This window comes from Mucilaginibacter straminoryzae (assembly GCF_022953055.1).
Classification (GTDB): Bacteria; Bacteroidota; Bacteroidia; order Sphingobacteriales; family Sphingobacteriaceae; genus Mucilaginibacter; species Mucilaginibacter straminoryzae.
Map to the genome: position 1 here is coordinate 837,156 of NZ_JALJEJ010000001.1, position 15,061 is coordinate 852,216.

17 protein-coding genes and 1 rRNA gene are annotated in these 15,061 nt (G+C 44.5%); 8 read left to right on the forward strand and 10 right to left on the reverse strand.

All coding sequences use genetic code 11. The annotated features are described in order from the left end of the window. The 3 genes from MUY27_RS03675 (at position 1) to MUY27_RS03685 (ending at position 4,091) form a co-directional block, all read left to right on the forward strand. On the forward strand, positions 1–1,539 hold the full coding sequence (locus tag MUY27_RS03675; protein ID WP_245128621.1) for an acyl-CoA mutase large subunit family protein: 1,539 nt from the start codon (positions 1–3) through the stop codon (positions 1,537–1,539). A gap of 400 nt (positions 1,540–1,939) precedes the next feature. Then, positions 1,940–3,367, forward strand: coding sequence for a chromosomal replication initiator protein DnaA (gene dnaA / locus MUY27_RS03680; RefSeq protein WP_245128622.1), 1,428 nt, complete (start codon positions 1,940–1,942; stop codon positions 3,365–3,367). A 259-nt stretch (positions 3,368–3,626) separates the two neighbouring features. Beyond that, positions 3,627–4,091: a nuclear transport factor 2 family protein gene (locus tag MUY27_RS03685; protein ID WP_245128623.1), complete on the forward strand. Its 465-nt coding sequence runs from the start codon at positions 3,627–3,629 to the stop codon at positions 4,089–4,091. A gap of 1 nt (position 4,092) precedes the next feature. Here MUY27_RS03685 and MUY27_RS03690 read toward each other — a convergent pair whose 3' ends face one another. From MUY27_RS03690 to MUY27_RS03715, 6 genes are all read right to left on the reverse strand, one after another. Further along, entirely contained in the window at positions 4,093–4,623 is a 531-nt protein-coding gene (locus tag MUY27_RS03690; protein ID WP_245128624.1) for a Uma2 family endonuclease, read from the reverse strand. A 43-nt stretch (positions 4,624–4,666) separates the two neighbouring features. Next, the gene (locus MUY27_RS03695) at positions 4,667–5,215 is read right to left on the reverse strand and encodes an NUDIX hydrolase (RefSeq protein ID WP_245128625.1); all 549 of its coding nucleotides are present in this window, start codon (positions 5,213–5,215) and stop codon (positions 4,667–4,669) included. A 135-nt stretch (positions 5,216–5,350) separates the two neighbouring features. Then, the gene (locus tag MUY27_RS03700) at positions 5,351–6,148 is read right to left on the reverse strand and encodes a TPM domain-containing protein (RefSeq protein WP_245128626.1); all 798 of its coding nucleotides are present in this window, start codon (positions 6,146–6,148) and stop codon (positions 5,351–5,353) included. An 11-nt stretch (positions 6,149–6,159) separates the two neighbouring features. Then, on the reverse strand, positions 6,160–6,594 hold the full coding sequence (locus MUY27_RS03705) for a TPM domain-containing protein (protein ID WP_245128627.1): 435 nt from the start codon (positions 6,592–6,594) through the stop codon (positions 6,160–6,162). A 99-nt stretch (positions 6,595–6,693) separates the two neighbouring features. Then, positions 6,694–7,272: a LemA family protein gene (locus tag MUY27_RS03710; RefSeq protein ID WP_245128628.1), complete on the reverse strand. Its 579-nt coding sequence runs from the start codon at positions 7,270–7,272 to the stop codon at positions 6,694–6,696. A 156-nt stretch (positions 7,273–7,428) separates the two neighbouring features. Then, positions 7,429–7,980: an RNA polymerase sigma factor gene (locus MUY27_RS03715; RefSeq protein WP_245128629.1), complete on the reverse strand. Its 552-nt coding sequence runs from the start codon at positions 7,978–7,980 to the stop codon at positions 7,429–7,431. A 191-nt stretch (positions 7,981–8,171) separates the two neighbouring features. Here MUY27_RS03715 and MUY27_RS03720 point away from each other — a divergent pair, with 191 nt between their 5' ends. Beyond that, a complete protein-coding gene (locus MUY27_RS03720; RefSeq protein WP_245128630.1) occupies positions 8,172–9,722 on the forward strand; it encodes an NAD(P)/FAD-dependent oxidoreductase in 1,551 nt (516 codons plus the stop codon). Continuing rightward, positions 9,722–10,207 carry a DinB family protein gene (locus tag MUY27_RS03725; RefSeq protein ID WP_245128631.1) on the forward strand — a complete coding sequence of 162 codons (486 nt, stop codon included), beginning with the start codon at positions 9,722–9,724 and terminating at the stop codon, positions 10,205–10,207. Before MUY27_RS03720 ends, MUY27_RS03725 begins: the two co-directional genes overlap by 1 nt. On the opposite strand, the gene MUY27_RS03730 is transcribed toward MUY27_RS03725, so the two are convergent. The 3 genes from MUY27_RS03730 to MUY27_RS03740 are packed head-to-tail and all read right to left on the reverse strand — an operon-like array spanning position 10,204 to position 11,456. Next, complete coding sequence (locus tag MUY27_RS03730) at positions 10,204–10,416, reverse strand: hypothetical protein (RefSeq protein ID WP_245128632.1); 213 nt, start codon at positions 10,414–10,416, stop codon at positions 10,204–10,206. The two genes, MUY27_RS03725 and MUY27_RS03730, sit on opposite strands and share 4 nt — an antisense overlap. 32 nt (positions 10,417–10,448) lie before the next feature. Beyond that, entirely contained in the window at positions 10,449–10,880 is a 432-nt protein-coding gene (locus tag MUY27_RS03735; protein WP_245128633.1) for a hypothetical protein, read from the reverse strand. A gap of 18 nt (positions 10,881–10,898) precedes the next feature. After that, positions 10,899–11,456, reverse strand: coding sequence for an RNA polymerase sigma factor (locus tag MUY27_RS03740; protein WP_245128634.1), 558 nt, complete (start codon positions 11,454–11,456; stop codon positions 10,899–10,901). 177 nt (positions 11,457–11,633) lie between these two features. On the opposite strand from MUY27_RS03740, the gene MUY27_RS03745 reads away from it, so the two are divergent. Next, positions 11,634–11,999, forward strand: a complete 366-nt coding sequence (locus MUY27_RS03745; protein ID WP_245128635.1) for a CoA-binding protein — start codon at positions 11,634–11,636, stop codon at positions 11,997–11,999. A gap of 49 nt (positions 12,000–12,048) precedes the next feature. Further along, positions 12,049–12,648 carry a hypothetical protein gene (locus MUY27_RS03750; RefSeq protein ID WP_245128636.1) on the forward strand — a complete coding sequence of 200 codons (600 nt, stop codon included), beginning with the start codon at positions 12,049–12,051 and terminating at the stop codon, positions 12,646–12,648. Positions 12,649–12,659: 11 nt separating this feature from the next. Here MUY27_RS03750 and MUY27_RS03755 read toward each other — a convergent pair whose 3' ends face one another. Then, positions 12,660–14,039: a methyltransferase RsmF C-terminal domain-like protein gene (locus tag MUY27_RS03755; protein ID WP_245128637.1), complete on the reverse strand. Its 1,380-nt coding sequence runs from the start codon at positions 14,037–14,039 to the stop codon at positions 12,660–12,662. Between the two features lie 949 nt (positions 14,040–14,988). Between MUY27_RS03755 and MUY27_RS03760 the strand changes: the two genes are divergently transcribed. Further along, positions 14,989–15,061, forward strand: a 16S ribosomal RNA gene (locus tag MUY27_RS03760); the annotation flags it as partial.

Sequence of the window (15,061 nt, forward strand, 5' to 3'; positions counted from 1 at the left end):
ATGGCAGATCAAAAGTTCACTACCTCTGGGATAGAGATCAAAACCGTATACGGTCCGGATGGCGCGGAGCTTCCCGGCGAATTTCCGTATACAAGGGGTATCCAGCCTGATATGTACCGTGGTAAACTATGGACCATGCGCCAATACGCGGGTTTTTCTACCGCAGAAGAATCTAACAAAAGATACCATTACCTGCTTAGCCAGGGTACCATGGGGCTTTCTGTGGCTTTTGACCTGCCGACGCAGATCGGGTACGATTCTGATCACCCGCTCGCAGAAGGCGAGGTAGGGAAGGTGGGGGTGGCTATCGATTCGCTCCGCGATATGGAGATCCTCTTTGATGGTATCCGTTTACAGGATATCACCACCTCCATGACCATCAATGCGACTGCAGGTACATTATTAGCCATGTACATTGCGCTGGCAAAAAAACAGGGTGCAGATCTGAAGCAGATTTCGGGAACCATCCAGAACGATATATTAAAGGAGTACGCTGCACGGGGTACCTATATTTATCCACCGGCCCCTTCCATGCGGCTGATCACCGATATTTTTGAATACTGTAGTAAAGAGGTACCGAAGTGGAATACCATTTCTATATCGGGCTATCACATTCGCGAAGCGGGCTCAACCGCAGTGCAGGAGCTTGCCTTTACCTTGGCCAACGGAAAGGCTTATCTCAAAGCCGCCATGAGCAAGGGTTTAGCTATTGATGTATTTGCCAAACGGCTTTCGTTCTTCTTCAATTGCCACAATAACTTTTTCGAAGAGATAGCCAAATTCAGGGCAGCGCGCCGGATGTGGGCACATATTACTAAGGAGTTGGGGGCAACGGATCCGTCTGCGCAGAAACTGCGGTTCCATACGCAAACCGGTGGGTCTACACTTACAGCCCAGCAGCCACTGAATAATATTGTAAGGGTAAGTAACCAGGCGCTGGCAGCCGTTTTGGGCGGTACACAATCTTTGCATACCAATGGGTACGACGAAGCACTTTCGCTCCCGACTGAAGCCGCTGCTAAGATTGCCCTGCGTACGCAGCAGATCATTGCCTTTGAAAGCGGTGTTACAGACACCGTCGATCCTTTAGCAGGCTCTTACTTCGTAGAGGCTTTGACAGACGAGTTGGAAAAGGCAGCCTGGGCTTATATTGAAAAGATAGATGCCATGGGCGGAGCGGTTAAGGCGATAGAGCAGGATTATATCCAGCAGGAGATTGCTTCATCGGCTTACAGGTATCAGACCGAGATTGAAAAAGGCGAACGGATTATTGTTGGGGTAAATAAATATACCGAAGCAGAGCAGGTAGCTACAGATGTTTTCAGGGTGGATGACAGCATCCGTACCCAGCAGATAGCTAAGCTGAAGCAGCTAAAAGAAGAGCGGGATAATGCCCTGGTAGCGGAAGCGCTGGCAGAATTAAAAGCGGCGGCACAAGGCAACAATAATGTGATGTCGTTCGTATTAAAGGCGGTTGAAAATTATGTAACCCTTGGTGAAATTGCCGATGTATTTCGTGAGGTTTTTGGAGAATATTAACTGTCAGGAAAAGTAAAATTACAGGCCGGGACAACTAAAAAATTACTGCCCAGCCGGTTAGCTGAAAAGGGTGTTTTAACTCGTTTTTTTCTTCGAAAGTTATTAACATTTTGCACTAACATTTGTTAACAAAACGTTTTATCGATGAAGATTAAGGTATTTTCATCAAAGGAAATTATTGTAATAATAATTAAAGTGCAAAAAGTGTCAAAAATTAAAAAACTGCGTTTTTACCCTTGTTAAGGCGGTTTTTATTGTTATTGATAACATAAAAACTATGTTAAGCAAATTTAAATTTTAATTTTTTTATTAGGTTTTTTTTCGAATATTCGATGTTCCGTACAGGGGCCAAAGTGAGTTTATGCTTGAGGTTAGTAATCAATATTTTACCGATAATTATATGGAAAAAACTTGTACAAGTGTTTGGAATAGTTGCCTTCAGATCATTAAAGATAACATCCCGGCCCAGAGTTTTAAAACCTGGTTCGAGCCGATTAAAGCTTTAAGGATAGAAGGAAGTGTTCTGACTATACAGGTACCAAGTTTATTCTTTTACGAGTGGCTTGAGGAACATTATGTAGGCTTGTTGCGCAAGACTATAAAAAAACAATTGGGTGATGAAGGACGTTTAGAATACAATATAGTTGTAGAACAATCGTCTTCTAGTAAGCCGTACACCACTAACATGCCGTCTAACGGTAATGGTGCAGAGGCCAAGAATCAGTCAATGCCGATACCGATCTCTATCAATAAAGATATAAAGAACCCGTTTGTAATACCGGGGCTGAAGAAACTGCACGTAGACCCGCAGTTGAACCAGAATTATACCTTTGAGAATTTTGTAGAGGGCGATTGTAACCGCCTGGCACGTTCTGCAGGCTATGCAGTTGCTGCCAAACCGGGTGGTACTTCATTTAATCCCTTAATGATCTATGGCGGTGTAGGCTTGGGCAAAACCCACCTGGCGCAGGCGATAGGTAACGAGATTAAACGTACACTGCCGGATAAGCTGGTGCTTTACGTATCTTGCGAGAAGTTTACCCAGCAGTTTGTTGATGCGCTGAAGCATAATAACATTAACGACTTTGTGAACTTTTACCAGGCGATTGATGTGCTGATTATGGATGACGTGCACAACTTTGCCGGTAAAGAGAAAACGCAGGATTTCTTCTTCCATATCTTTAACCATCTGCACCAGTCTGGCAAGCAGCTGATCATTACCTCAGACAAAGCGCCTAAAGATCTGGCCGGTTTGGAAGAGCGTTTGCTATCACGTTTCAAATGGGGTTTATCTGCCGATTTACAGATACCTGATCTGGAAACCCGCATGGCGATCCTGAAGAATAAGATCTACCAGGATGGTATCGAGATTTCGAATGATGTGATTGAGTACGTAGCACACAACATTGATAATAACGTACGCGAACTGGAAGGCGCCATGGTTTCCCTGCTTGCGCAGTCTACCCTGAACAGGAAAGAGATAGACCTGAACCTGGCAAAGCAGATGCTGAAGAACTTCGTGAAAAATTCTGCAAAGGAAATTTCGATGGAGTATATCCAGAGCCTGGTGTGCGAATACTTCGAAGTGCCGGTAGAAATGCTGAAATCGCAAACCCGCAAACGCGAAATTGTTCAGGCGCGTCAGATATCTATGTACCTGGCAAAGGCACACACAAAGAGCTCGCTGAAAACCATTGGTCATTTCTTTGGCGGCCGCGACCACTCTACCGTGATCTATGCCTGCCAAACCGTAGAAGACCTGATCGATACGGATAAGAAGTTTAAAGGCTACGTTGCCGATATCCAGAAAAAACTGAAAATGTCTTAATTGATTATAAATCCAACCGAAGCCTTGCGAAAGCAGGGCTTTTTTTATGGTTTCGGCCATCAGCTGCCGGTTGGCTGGCAAAAGCCAGTGCGCCACTGCTGCCACACTCGCCAGATTCGCCGCATTTACCACGTTTACCAGCCTGCCATGGGTTTGCTAACTTTTAAGTCAGGATTACTGCCATTATCCAGGCACCATTATGTCTCACTATTGTTATTCATTTTAAGTAAATTTAACAGGCTTGTTTTATTCTTAATTTATGAAAAATAGTATACTGCTTATTCTCCCGATGATCTTGTTTGCCAAGGTTGGCCTGGCGCAAAGCACTGAACAAGACGGTATCAGGAAAACCATTAACACCTTATTCGACGCGATGAAAAAGGGAGACAGCACTTTACTGCGAACTACTTTTCATAAAAGCGCAGTGTTGCATACTATTTCTGCACAAAAGGATGGTACAGTGCTATTAGGAAACAAAGAGCGGATAGATGATTTTGCTAAAGCGGTAGGTACGCCGCACACCCAGGTTTGGGACGAGCGGATCACTATTACCGACATAAAGATAGATGGCGACTTGGCCAGTGTATGGGTGCCTTACAAATTTTATCTGGGCGGCAACTACAGCCATTGCGGTGTAGATAGTTTTCAGCTAATGAAAACTGCAGACGGCTGGAAGATTATTTACCTGGTGGATACGCGCCGAAAAGATAAGTGCCCGGAGTAGGTTAAAATTCTATTTCGAGAGGAAGAGATTTAACCGAAAGCTTTCCGTTTTGAGTCTCCTGATTTTCCTGATATAAGTTCTCTCTCAATAAGTATTGCCAAACCTGCTTGGTTTCCGGATCTATAATAATATATTCAGCAATGGCATTTTGCTGGTATAACTGAAACTTACGCTGTAGGTCGTGCTCTTTGTTGGTAGAAAGTATTTCGATAACCATATCCGGTGCGCCCATTATCCCTTTTTCAGCAATAAGCGCCTGCTTAGTCTTACTTACAAACAGGATATCAGGCTGTACTACATTCTCGCCATTATTTAGATACACATCGCATGGCGATATAAATATGTCACCTAAACCGCTACTCTCTATAAGAGCTTGTAATTTAATAGCAAGTTTTAGCAAAAGTTTCTGATGTGTGGTTGTAGGTGAGGGCGACATATAAAGTGTATTGTCTATTACTTCACAAGCAGTCCCTTCCGGAAGCATTTCGAACACTTCCATTGCAGTACGTGGTATGTCAAGCAAATTTTTCATTACAACACTAATATACAAATAAGCTAATTAACAGCAGAATTGTTTACAACGCCCTCAAATGCCATAGCGCATAAAACAGCGCGGTTACGTGTAGCGCTTGCGGGATCTGATGGCTGGCGAGCAGTTGTTTAATTTCTTCTATGGTATATTCCTCAATCAGGATTTCCTCGTGTTCATCTAACGATTGTTCTGCTACTTTCTTGCCGCCTGTTGCCAGGAAGTTATAAGTAACGTTGGTAGAGGTAGAGGGATTGGGATAAATGCTGCCCAAGGATTCAAACTTCTCGAATACATAACCGGTTTCTTCCAGCAATTCGCGACGGATGGCGGCTTCCGGTTCTTCACCTTTTTCAATTACACCGCCCGGTATCTCTAAAGATACAATGCCTGCTGCATGGCGGTACTGGCGAACCATCAATACTTTGCCTTCCTCGGTCAGCGCTACAACGCTTGCCCAGTTCGGATATTCCAGTACGTAATAATCGTCTTTAACACGACCATCGGGCAGTTCGCAAACGTCTTTACGCAAGGTAGCCCAGCGGTCTTTAATAAGATATGTTGATGACAGTTTTTTCCAGGTCAGATCTTTCATAGAATTTAGAATACAGAATGTTGAATAACCAATATTAACTAAAGTTCCGTTTAGGGATAATAAAAAATGCTGAATAAGAATAGATGATTAAGTCGATATTCTTTATTCAGCATACCATATTTTTAATGGGCTTATCTACCAGCTGCCGCTGCTGCCACCGCCACCGAAGCTGCCGCCGCCGAAACCGCCGAAGCCACCGCCACCGGAACCACCACCGCCAGAGAATCCGCCCCAGTCGTCGCCACCGCGTCTGCCGCTGCTGCCCAACATATTGCCGGCAAGGAACCACCAGAACGGGCTTGCACCGCCACGGCTGCCAATAATATGGCCACCGCCACCGCCGCCTCTTCTTCGGAAAATGATAATCAGTATCACCACAATAATAATTAGAATAGCGCCACCGCTGCCCTGGCCGCTCTTGCGCTTCTTTTTCTGCGATTGAGGGTCAGCCTTAAATTCGCCTTTGGTAGCTTTAATGATATCGTCCGTGGCCTTATCAAGTCCGCCATAGTAATCACCCTGGCGGAACAGAGGTTTAATATCTTTCTGGATAATTTGCTGGGTAACAATATCCGGCAAGGCGCCTTCAAGTCCGTACCCGGTTTGTATAGTCATCTTACGGTCGTTCAGGGCCACCAATACCAGCACCCCGTTATTTTTACCACTTTGCCCGATTCCCCATTTACGGCCCAGCATGGTACCATACTCATTAATATCATAGTCGCCTACTGATTTGATGATCACTACGGCAATCTGGGTAGAGGAAGAATCGTTAAAGGCGACCAGTTTATTCTCCAACTGCTGCTTATCATTGGCAGATAAGGTATTGGTAAAGTCGGTAACCAGTGTGGTTGACTTTTCGGGGAAATCCTGTGCCTTGCTCATAGAGAAAGCCAGCAGCAGCCCGAAAACCAATAATATTTTTCTAAACATTGTAATTAGGTTTATTCGCCGTCCATAAAGGCAACATCGTCAGAAAGCTCGTTCGTGTCGCCGCTTTGGTGCGGGAAATATTTTTTCAATTGTTCACCTGCCAGGGTACATCCGGTAACGATACCTTCAACCAGGTTGCCCACCTTAAACTCGTTCAGCATGGCTTCTTTGGTGCTGTCCCAGAAATCATCGGGCACCACAGAGTTGATACCTGCATCGCCAATAATGGCAAATTTCCGGTCAACAGTGGCCACGTAAACCAGTACGCCGTTACGTGCTTTGGTTTTTTCCATGTCGAGCTGGTAGAAATATTTAGCCGCACGGTCAAGCACCTCTTCGCTGCAGTTCTTTTCAACGCAGACCCTGATTTCGCCCGAGGTGTTTTTCTCGGCGCGTTCTACAGCTTCGCGTATCAGCTGCTGTTCTTCTTCGGTGAAAATAGACATCTTCTGATTGCACTGATTTTTATGTGATTTCACCGATTGCTAATGATTCAAACCCAATCGGTGTAATCAAAAGTATAATCGGTGAAATCGAAATAATTTTTAGAATTGTACTTTCGGGGCAGCCTGTGCATTAGCATCTGCCTGGAAGTAACCTTTAGGTGTAAAGCCAAACATCTTAGCGGTCAGGTTAGCCGGAAACTCGCGGATCTTGCTGTTATAAGATTGTACGGAGTTGTTAAAGTCCATACGGGCAACGCTGATGCGGTTTTCTGTTCCTTCTAACTGGGCCTGCAGGTTGGTGAAGTTTTCGTTCGCCTTCAGGTTAGGGTAATTTTCTGAAGCTACCAATAAGCGGCCAAGGGCTGTACTTAACTGGCCTTGTGCTTCTTGGTATTTCTGTACGTTTTCTGGTGTAAGTTTGGTAGGGTCTACCTGGATAGAGGTCGCTTTTGCGCGTGCTTCGGTTACTGCTGTCAGTGTGCTTTTTTCAAAATTTGCCACACCTTTTACCGTTGCAACCAGGTTAGGGATCAGGTCTGCACGGCGCTGATACTGGCTTTGTACCGTTCCCCATTTAGCCTTGGTGTCTTCATCCATCTTCACAATGCTATTGTAGCTGCAAGAACTTAAGGACATTACTGCCGCAAAGGCAAATATTACTGTGAATAGTTTTTTCATTTTTAACCGTTTTGTATTTTGTTTAAAGTTAGATACAAATTGTATACCGTTGTTACAACATTTGCACTTACTGCCACTATGGCAAGTTAGCGCAACGATGATGTAAGTTAAATGACGGTAATCACAAATCCAAAACGGTTATGCAGCCTTCAGGTTTTAGTTGGCCCTGAAACCTTCTAATTGCAATACTTTCTTTTTCAGAATTCCACGGGCGCGGTGCAGGGTAGTGCGTGAAAGCAGTTCGGTAATGCCCAGCATGTTACCAATCTCCTGGTGCGAATAACCTTCGATAGCATACAGGTTAAAAACAGAGCGGTAATTACCCGGAAGTTCCTGTATAATATTCATCAGTTCTTTAGCTTCTACCGGGTTGTTTTGTGCGGTGCTAAAGAATGGGGTGCTGTATTCGCCGATTTCTTCGGTTAAAACCATTGGTTTTAATTTGCGGTAACGCGAAATAGCCGTATGCGTCATAATCCTTCTGATCCATCCCTCTATGCTGCCCTCACCACGGAAATTGTGCAGGTTTTTGAAAAGCTTGATAAAGCCTTCCTGTAAAACGTCCTGCGCTTCGTCACGGTCTGAGGTGTAGCGCATACATACCGCTAACATTTTTGGCGCCATTACCTTATATAGTAGGTCCTGCTGCTTACGGTCGTTATTTTTGCAGCCTTCAAAAATTCTGGTTAAGCTTTTTTCGCAGATCATGATAAATGTTGTTTTGTTATGCCACCTATGCCAAAATTTTCGCCAATAAATTAAATTATTGATTATCAGATAATTATTGTAATTTGGAAGAACTAAACTGTTCGTTAGCGAACAGTTTTAGTACCCTTGCGGACACTTTGCCGCTAAATGGTTAATTTTGCAGCATCCGGGATAAAAACCCGGCAAGTATTATGATTAAGGAAGTTGAAATTGTATGCCAGCCAGGGCAGCATCAGGACGAAGATGCGATCAAAGGTTTAGCAGCAGCCGCTGTTAAAACCGCTCCGAAAAATATTACAGCTGTAAAAATTTTAAAACGTTCGATAGATGCACGTGGCCGTAAGGTAGTGTACCGCATGCAGGTAAGGGTTTATATCAACGAGCCTGCGCCGCAGGAACATCACGTGGTGAAATACCCTAATATTAGCTTGGCAAAACCGGTGATTATTGTAGGCGCGGGTCCGGCAGGACTGTTTGCCGCCTTACAGTGTATTAAGCAGGGATTGAAGCCAATTGTGCTCGAACGTGGCAAAGATGTAAAGCAACGCCGCCGGGATCTGGCGAATATCAATAAACAAGGCTTGATTAATCCGGAATCGAATTACTGTTTTGGAGAAGGTGGCGCGGGTACTTATTCTGATGGTAAATTATATACCCGTTCAACCAAGCGTGGAGATGTAAACGAAGCGCTGAAAGTTTTTACAGACCACGGTGCTACGGAAGATATTTTAGTAGATGCAAGGCCGCATATAGGTACCAACAAGCTGCCGCAAATTATCACGGCAATTCGCGAAACCATACAAAATGCTGGCGGTGAAGTTCGGTTTGATACGAAGGTAACGCGACTGATCGTCAGTTTCGATAAGATAAAAGGCGCGGAGCTTGCAGGTGGCGAGAAGGTAATGGCAGATGCACTGATCCTGGCAACCGGCCATTCCGCGCGGGACGTTTTCGAGATGTTGCATCACCAGCATATCCTGATCGAAGCGAAACCATTTGCCCTGGGTGTCCGGATAGAGCATCCGCAGGAAGTGATCGACCAGGCGCAATATAAATGTGCAGACCGCGGGCCGTACCTGCCGCCATCTTATTACAGCCTGGTAGAACAGGTGGATGGCCGGGGCGTATTCTCGTTCTGTATGTGTCCCGGTGGAATTATTGCCCCCTGCGCGACAGACTTTAATGAAATTGTAGTGAATGGCTGGAGCCCTTCTAAACGAAATAATCCTTATGCTAATTCCGGAACTGTAGTGCAGATCAACCTGGAAGATGTCCCCGGAAAGGAAGGCGATCCTTTCCGTTTGCTGAATTTTCAAAAACAGGTGGAGTTAGCGGCTTACCAACATGGCGGCGGTAACCTGGTCGCACCTGCGCAGCGGATGGTCGATTTTGTCGAGGGGAGGGTATCGCGAGACCTTCCAGTAAATTCTTACCTACCGGGAACAAAATCAATCGGCTTAAAAGAAGTGCTGCCCAAGTTTGTACATGATAGCCTGAAGAAAGCGTTGCCGGTATTCGGCAAAAAAATGAAAGGTTACTACACCAATGAGGCGATTTTGGTAGGGGTGGAGTCAAGAACTTCATCACCGGTAAAAATCCCGCGCGATAAAGAAACGTTACAGCATCCGCAAGTCGGTGGGCTGTTTCCTTGCGGCGAAGGTGCAGGCTACGCCGGTGGCATTATTTCTGCTGCGATTGACGGGATCAACTGCGCTGACGCAGCATTTAAATATTTAGGCTAATGGCAACTACAGCAGAAATTTTAGAGCGAAAGTTTGACAACGTATTTCACGGGCAGCCCTGGTATGGCAGAAATATCTTTGACATCATCAGTGATGTAACTTTCGAAACGGCCTACGAAAAGCCGGCAGGTGCAGCCCACACTATTTTAGAGATACTGCTGCACATGCTCAGCTGGACGCAGGAGGTTACTGCACGCTTAGGTGGTAAATTTGCCGGTACACCGGAAGGGGACGACTGGCCCAAAGCCGGTAAGCCCGACGAGGCAAGGCTGCCCCAAGTAATTAATGATCTGAAACTTGCTAATGTAAATTTGGTAAAAGCTATCCACGAGTTGCCGGATGAAAAATGGCAGCAGCTGATCAACGATGAGCGGGATGAAGAACCGGTAGCTACCTATGAAGGCTTAGTGGATGGGTTTATCCAGCACCAGGTTTACCATGCGGGGCAGATCGCAATCTTAAACCGGATGCTGGGCGGACGTTAATCTTCCAGTTCGCGGCATTCAAAACCCGCCCCTTGCAATACATGCTCGATTTGTGAAGGCGATAAATCCGGCGCATCTACCCGCAGTATCCGGTCGCAATCTTCCAGGTCGAAGTTCCACCTTTTGATGTTCTGGTCTTGCAGCAGATTTGCAATACGGCTTACTTCGCGCTGCTCACGAACGCTTGTTCTAAACACCATAATCTCCATAGTTCTCTTATTTTAGCAATTAGCGCTATTGATTACTCAGTTTGTTTTTCCGGCGCCCCTTTTTCTTCGGTGTGTGGTTGTTCCCAATCGAAGTTGTCCCAGCGCCTGCCGCGGAAATCGCACATCCGATCGCGCATTTGTTTTTTAAACTGCTCTTTTTGCTCCGGCGACATATGTTTCAGTTTTTCGGCCATTTTGTGTTTCATCCAGGGCGCCTGTCCGCCGCGCCATCCGCCGCCGCCCGGTTTGCCAAAGCCAAACAGGATTTTGCAAAGCACCAGCAAACCCATGGCCTGCCAGAAGGTAATTGTCGTCAGGTGGAAGATATCCGGCATCAGGTTATTCCACAACAGCATTACTGCAAAACTGAACACAGTTAAAAAAGCAGCAATGCCAACCGGTATCAGGATAAATTTCCATTTACCCATCCGGTGTTTCTTTTCGAAGAATTGATCGTTCATCATGTCTTTATTTTAATGTCTTTAACTTTTAATAATATCATCATACAATTGCTTCAACCGTTCCCGCAGGTGCAGTACGGCGTAGCGTTTCCGCGAAACCAGGGTTTGTATCTTAACCCCCGTCAGTTCTGCCATCTCCTCAAAAGAAAGATGATCCAGTTCGTGCCAGATAAATACCTGTCTTTGTTCTTCAGGCAGTTCTTCAAGTGCGCGGAATAGTTCGTCCCAAAACATGGTTTTCAGGTACTCCGTCTCAGGCGTTCCGCCATCTGTTATCAGGAAATTGTCCAGATCAAGCGAATCTTCTTCTTCATCGCTTCCGCCAAAAAGGTCATCCAGCAAAGTTTCAGAACGTTTCCGGTGCTTGTCTATAATTTTATTCCTGGCAACCCGGTACAGCCATGCACCTGTCTGTTCAACGGGTTCGGCATTTACCACCGCGCTGAACTGGTACCAAACATCCTGCAGAATGTCTTCGGCATCGGCATCATTTTTTACCCGCTTCCGGATGAACGACAACAGATTTTTTCCATACGCCCTGATGGTATCCAGCATATGCGTTGTTTTCTGTTCTGTCATTACTACGGTTGCCAATTTTATGATCGTTTGTTAAGGAAGACGGGCTTGCCTCAAAAACATTTTAAGAAAAGTAAGATTTTTTAAGATAGACTCGCAAAGACAAGATCTGTTACTGGTTTTACTTTTTGAAGACAGCATCTACACATATTCAGCACGATATTTGACTACCTATATATTATGGCAGATAAAAAAACATTGATACTTGGCGCAACGCCTGATCCAAGCCGTTACGCCTACCTGGCAGCTAACCGCTTAACCAATAGCGGCCATACCATTGTTAACGTGGGAATAAAAAAAGGAGAGGTGGCAGGTGTGGAAATAGAGAAGCCGGAAGTAGTTCATGCTGATATTGATACCATTACCCTATATGTCGGCCCTCAAAACCAACCACCCCTGTATGATTATATATTAGCTACTAATCCAAAACGAATTATATTCAACCCCGGGACCGAGAATAGCGAGCTGCGCAAAATGGCCAAAGAACGCGGAATAGAAACGCTTTCTGCCTGTACTTTGGTAATGCTGAGCACGGGAGAGTATTAAAAGCGCATTCGGGCTTTTCCAATAAAGTGGATTTATTTATCTTTAAGGAATGGCACTTATAAGGGCACTTATCACAACAATTCTGTTATTTCTATCTTTAGTTTGCACTGCTCAGATTTCTAAAGCTGGTGATAGTGTGTTCTCGCTTTTAAAAAAGCAAAAGATAGAGATTGACAGGCAACTTTCCCGGAAATCTCCTGATCTTACTGTTTATGTAAAAATTCCGGGCCGGAGTAAGCTAGTTAGGGTCTTCCATGAAAAATGGCCGGAAAATCTTGAGTATACCTACAATGTTTTGAGAGACAAAAGCGGAAGAATTGTTTTGATTTCACAATCGCCATTTAGTGAAAGCGGAGACTGGGATATTACTTATAAGCAATATTTTGACGAACATGGCAATACCTTGGCTTTCGAACGTGTTACCGGTTTTTTTAATAGCGGTTGTACCATGGACGATGATGCCGCTCATGAGGCCATTGTCAATTACTATAACGCCAATTTTAAATCTATCTACAACAGTTACAGCTTAATGGATAGCAAAGGAAAAAAGTTAGTTAAAAGTAAATGCGTCTTTCCTTACAACTTCAAAAATTATAAAATTTACGCTAACCTGGCTGACTGTCTGAAAGCGTATAATATTCCCCTTTAAAATTCCTCCCCTTAGGGGAGGTTAGGAGGGGCAGCCAGTATCCTCATCTCCTTCGGATAATAATTATTAATACGGTTGGGCAATAACTTGGCCCAGCCGAGGGGGTGATGCTCATAAGTCATCAGGCTCCAGCCTTTATAATTGGTCTGAAGATCGACATTATCCCGTCTTAAATAACTAATAGCTTGCTCGCGCGAAAGTTCCGTAGTTAAAAATTCCTGCTGATTAATGATCAGGCTTAACGCCAACTCATGATCGGGTATTAATTCCTTGCCCGCCATTTTGCCGATCCTCACGCCCGACTTCTTAATATATAAGTATTGCTGTAAGGTCAGCATACTGTCTTTATGTACTTCGGGAATTACCAGCCAATCATCGTTTACTTTAAAATAATGGTAATCGTTGGCGTTGATGATATACTTACGTAACGGTTCAATCTCTTTGGTGTTTATCTTCTCAAACTTCCTTTTATAAGAGGGGAGGTTGCCACTATCTTCCCTTTTAATCAGGCAGGCCGCAAATAAACCCTCTCCCTGTACTTTGTCCGGGTAAAAGCGGTAGCCCCAAGCCTTGTGCTGTTCCGATTGCGTTTCGACAATTCCCCATGTTTTATCAACAGGTATTTGTACGGTTTCAAAACCAAAGATTTCGCAAAGCCAGTCGAGCACCTGCTCATTTTCTTCCATAGAATAAGAGCAGGTACTATAGATCAGGTAGCCATCTTCCTTCAAAGCCGGGTAAACATCAGCCAGGATGCGCTCCTGTCGCTGGTGACAAAGATTTACATTCGCTTCGGACCATTCGTTCATCGCGTCCGGGTCTTTCCTGAACATGCCCGAGCCCGAGCAAGGCGCGTCGACCAGTATCACATCGAAAAAGCCAGGTACGCGGGCAAAATCTTTAGCATCGTTATTAGTGACAACGGTATTTGCGTTACCCCATTTCAAAAGGTTGTCGCTTAATACCGGTACACGGGTTTTAATAATTTCGTTGGCCACCAGTAAATCACCCTCTGCGAGAGCAGATGCAAGTAAGGTGCTTTTGCCGCCGGGGGCCGCACAAAGGTCGAGCACTTTGATGCTGTCATCGAAATTCGGTTTGATATATTTAATAATATGATCAATAAACATCGATGAAGCCTCCTGCACATAATAACAACCCGCATGAAACAGTGGATCGAACGTAAAAGAAGGCCGCTCGTTCAGATAAAAACCTTCGTTGCACCAGGGAACCTGCTGCGCTCCGGAGAAAGAAACCTTTTTATTGGGATTGATACGTATGGTAGTTGGTGGGATGGAACTTTGGTGGACTTGAATAAAATCAGTGTGATCAAACCCCGGCGTCTGATCAAGGCTTTCTAAAAAATGCGGCGGAAATTGAGGTTGTTCCATATCAGTTCAAAGGTACGAATTACAGGCGAAGCCATAACAAGTTCCGGATGCCCGGTTTTGATAAGTCAGTTTTGTATTGTGATTGATAGACAGTTAGGCTATTTTTAGCTAAAAAGTGAAAATATTACTTGACGGCTAACACAAATTCTGCTTACATTTGTATCCGCTTTCGACAGAAATGCGGTTGTTATTTGAAGTTTTGAGAAGTGAAAAATTGTTTCAGAAAAGTGAAAAATCACTTGTAGAAACAAAATAAACTTCTCACCTTTGCAACCCGCTTCCGGAGGGAGGATGGGAAAAGTTCTTAAAGGTATAGAAGGAGTGAGTAAAGCAGCTGAAAGGCAGCTTTAGGAGAGTAGGAAAGCTCAGAAAATAATTTGAAATTTCCACTTGACAGATAAGGTAAATTTTCTTACCTTTGCACTCGCAAAAAGGACGAGGGAAACCTGTTCCGGGAGCTAAAGAGACTGAAGAAATAAAAATAAAATTTATTTTGGGAATGTCAAAAAGCTTCTTACCTTTGCAGCCCCGATCGCAACGAAAGGGAAATTGAAATACGAAAGGTTAGCTTAAGGCGTTGAGGGTTAAAGGATAAAAGTTGAAAGTGATTCACTCGCAACTGGTAACTGAAAACCCGAACACCGGAAAGCAAAACATAAAAATGGTCTCTGCGACAGAGACGAATGAAAGTTCTTTTTTTAAGTAATTAACATGTAGCGTAGCGGGAAGGTTATCTCGAAAGAGAGCAACCGACCAACGTCTCAAAGAATTTGAGGACCTAAGGATAGGGATACTGTGTAAAGATACGATGCAGTTTGAAGTTACGAGTTAAAAGTTACGAGTTGCGGGTTCGCTCGCGGCGCGGTACTGGAAACTGACAACTGAAAGCTGTTTATTAATACAGATTTCTATTTTGAGTAATAGGGTCTGGATACAAACAAAACATTTTACAATGGAGAGTTTGATCCTGGCTCAGGATGAACGCTAGCGGCAGGCCTAATACATGCAAGTCGGACGGGATT

What these genes read in the sequence shown, in the direction of transcription:
- MUY27_RS03675 (WP_245128621.1), top strand. Translation starts at nt 1, where the DNA reads ATGGCAGATCAAAAGTTCACTACCTCTGGGATAGAGATCAAAACCGTA.
- dnaA (WP_245128622.1), top strand. Translation starts at nt 1,940, where the DNA reads ATGGAAAAAACTTGTACAAGTGTTTGGAATAGTTGCCTTCAGATCATT.
- MUY27_RS03685 (WP_245128623.1), top strand. Translation starts at nt 3,627, where the DNA reads ATGAAAAATAGTATACTGCTTATTCTCCCGATGATCTTGTTTGCCAAG.
- MUY27_RS03690 (WP_245128624.1), bottom strand. Translation starts at nt 4,623, where the DNA reads ATGAAAAATTTGCTTGACATACCACGTACTGCAATGGAAGTGTTCGAA.
- MUY27_RS03695 (WP_245128625.1), bottom strand. Translation starts at nt 5,215, where the DNA reads ATGAAAGATCTGACCTGGAAAAAACTGTCATCAACATATCTTATTAAA.
- MUY27_RS03700 (WP_245128626.1), bottom strand. Translation starts at nt 6,148, where the DNA reads ATGTTTAGAAAAATATTATTGGTTTTCGGGCTGCTGCTGGCTTTCTCT.
- MUY27_RS03705 (WP_245128627.1), bottom strand. Translation starts at nt 6,594, where the DNA reads ATGTCTATTTTCACCGAAGAAGAACAGCAGCTGATACGCGAAGCTGTA.
- MUY27_RS03710 (WP_245128628.1), bottom strand. Translation starts at nt 7,272, where the DNA reads ATGAAAAAACTATTCACAGTAATATTTGCCTTTGCGGCAGTAATGTCC.
- MUY27_RS03715 (WP_245128629.1), bottom strand. Translation starts at nt 7,980, where the DNA reads ATGATCTGCGAAAAAAGCTTAACCAGAATTTTTGAAGGCTGCAAAAAT.
- MUY27_RS03720 (WP_245128630.1), top strand. Translation starts at nt 8,172, where the DNA reads ATGATTAAGGAAGTTGAAATTGTATGCCAGCCAGGGCAGCATCAGGAC.
- MUY27_RS03725 (WP_245128631.1), top strand. Translation starts at nt 9,722, where the DNA reads ATGGCAACTACAGCAGAAATTTTAGAGCGAAAGTTTGACAACGTATTT.
- MUY27_RS03730 (WP_245128632.1), bottom strand. Translation starts at nt 10,416, where the DNA reads ATGGAGATTATGGTGTTTAGAACAAGCGTTCGTGAGCAGCGCGAAGTA.
- MUY27_RS03735 (WP_245128633.1), bottom strand. Translation starts at nt 10,880, where the DNA reads ATGATGAACGATCAATTCTTCGAAAAGAAACACCGGATGGGTAAATGG.
- MUY27_RS03740 (WP_245128634.1), bottom strand. Translation starts at nt 11,456, where the DNA reads ATGACAGAACAGAAAACAACGCATATGCTGGATACCATCAGGGCGTAT.
- MUY27_RS03745 (WP_245128635.1), top strand. Translation starts at nt 11,634, where the DNA reads ATGGCAGATAAAAAAACATTGATACTTGGCGCAACGCCTGATCCAAGC.
- MUY27_RS03750 (WP_245128636.1), top strand. Translation starts at nt 12,049, where the DNA reads ATGGCACTTATAAGGGCACTTATCACAACAATTCTGTTATTTCTATCT.
- MUY27_RS03755 (WP_245128637.1), bottom strand. Translation starts at nt 14,039, where the DNA reads ATGGAACAACCTCAATTTCCGCCGCATTTTTTAGAAAGCCTTGATCAG.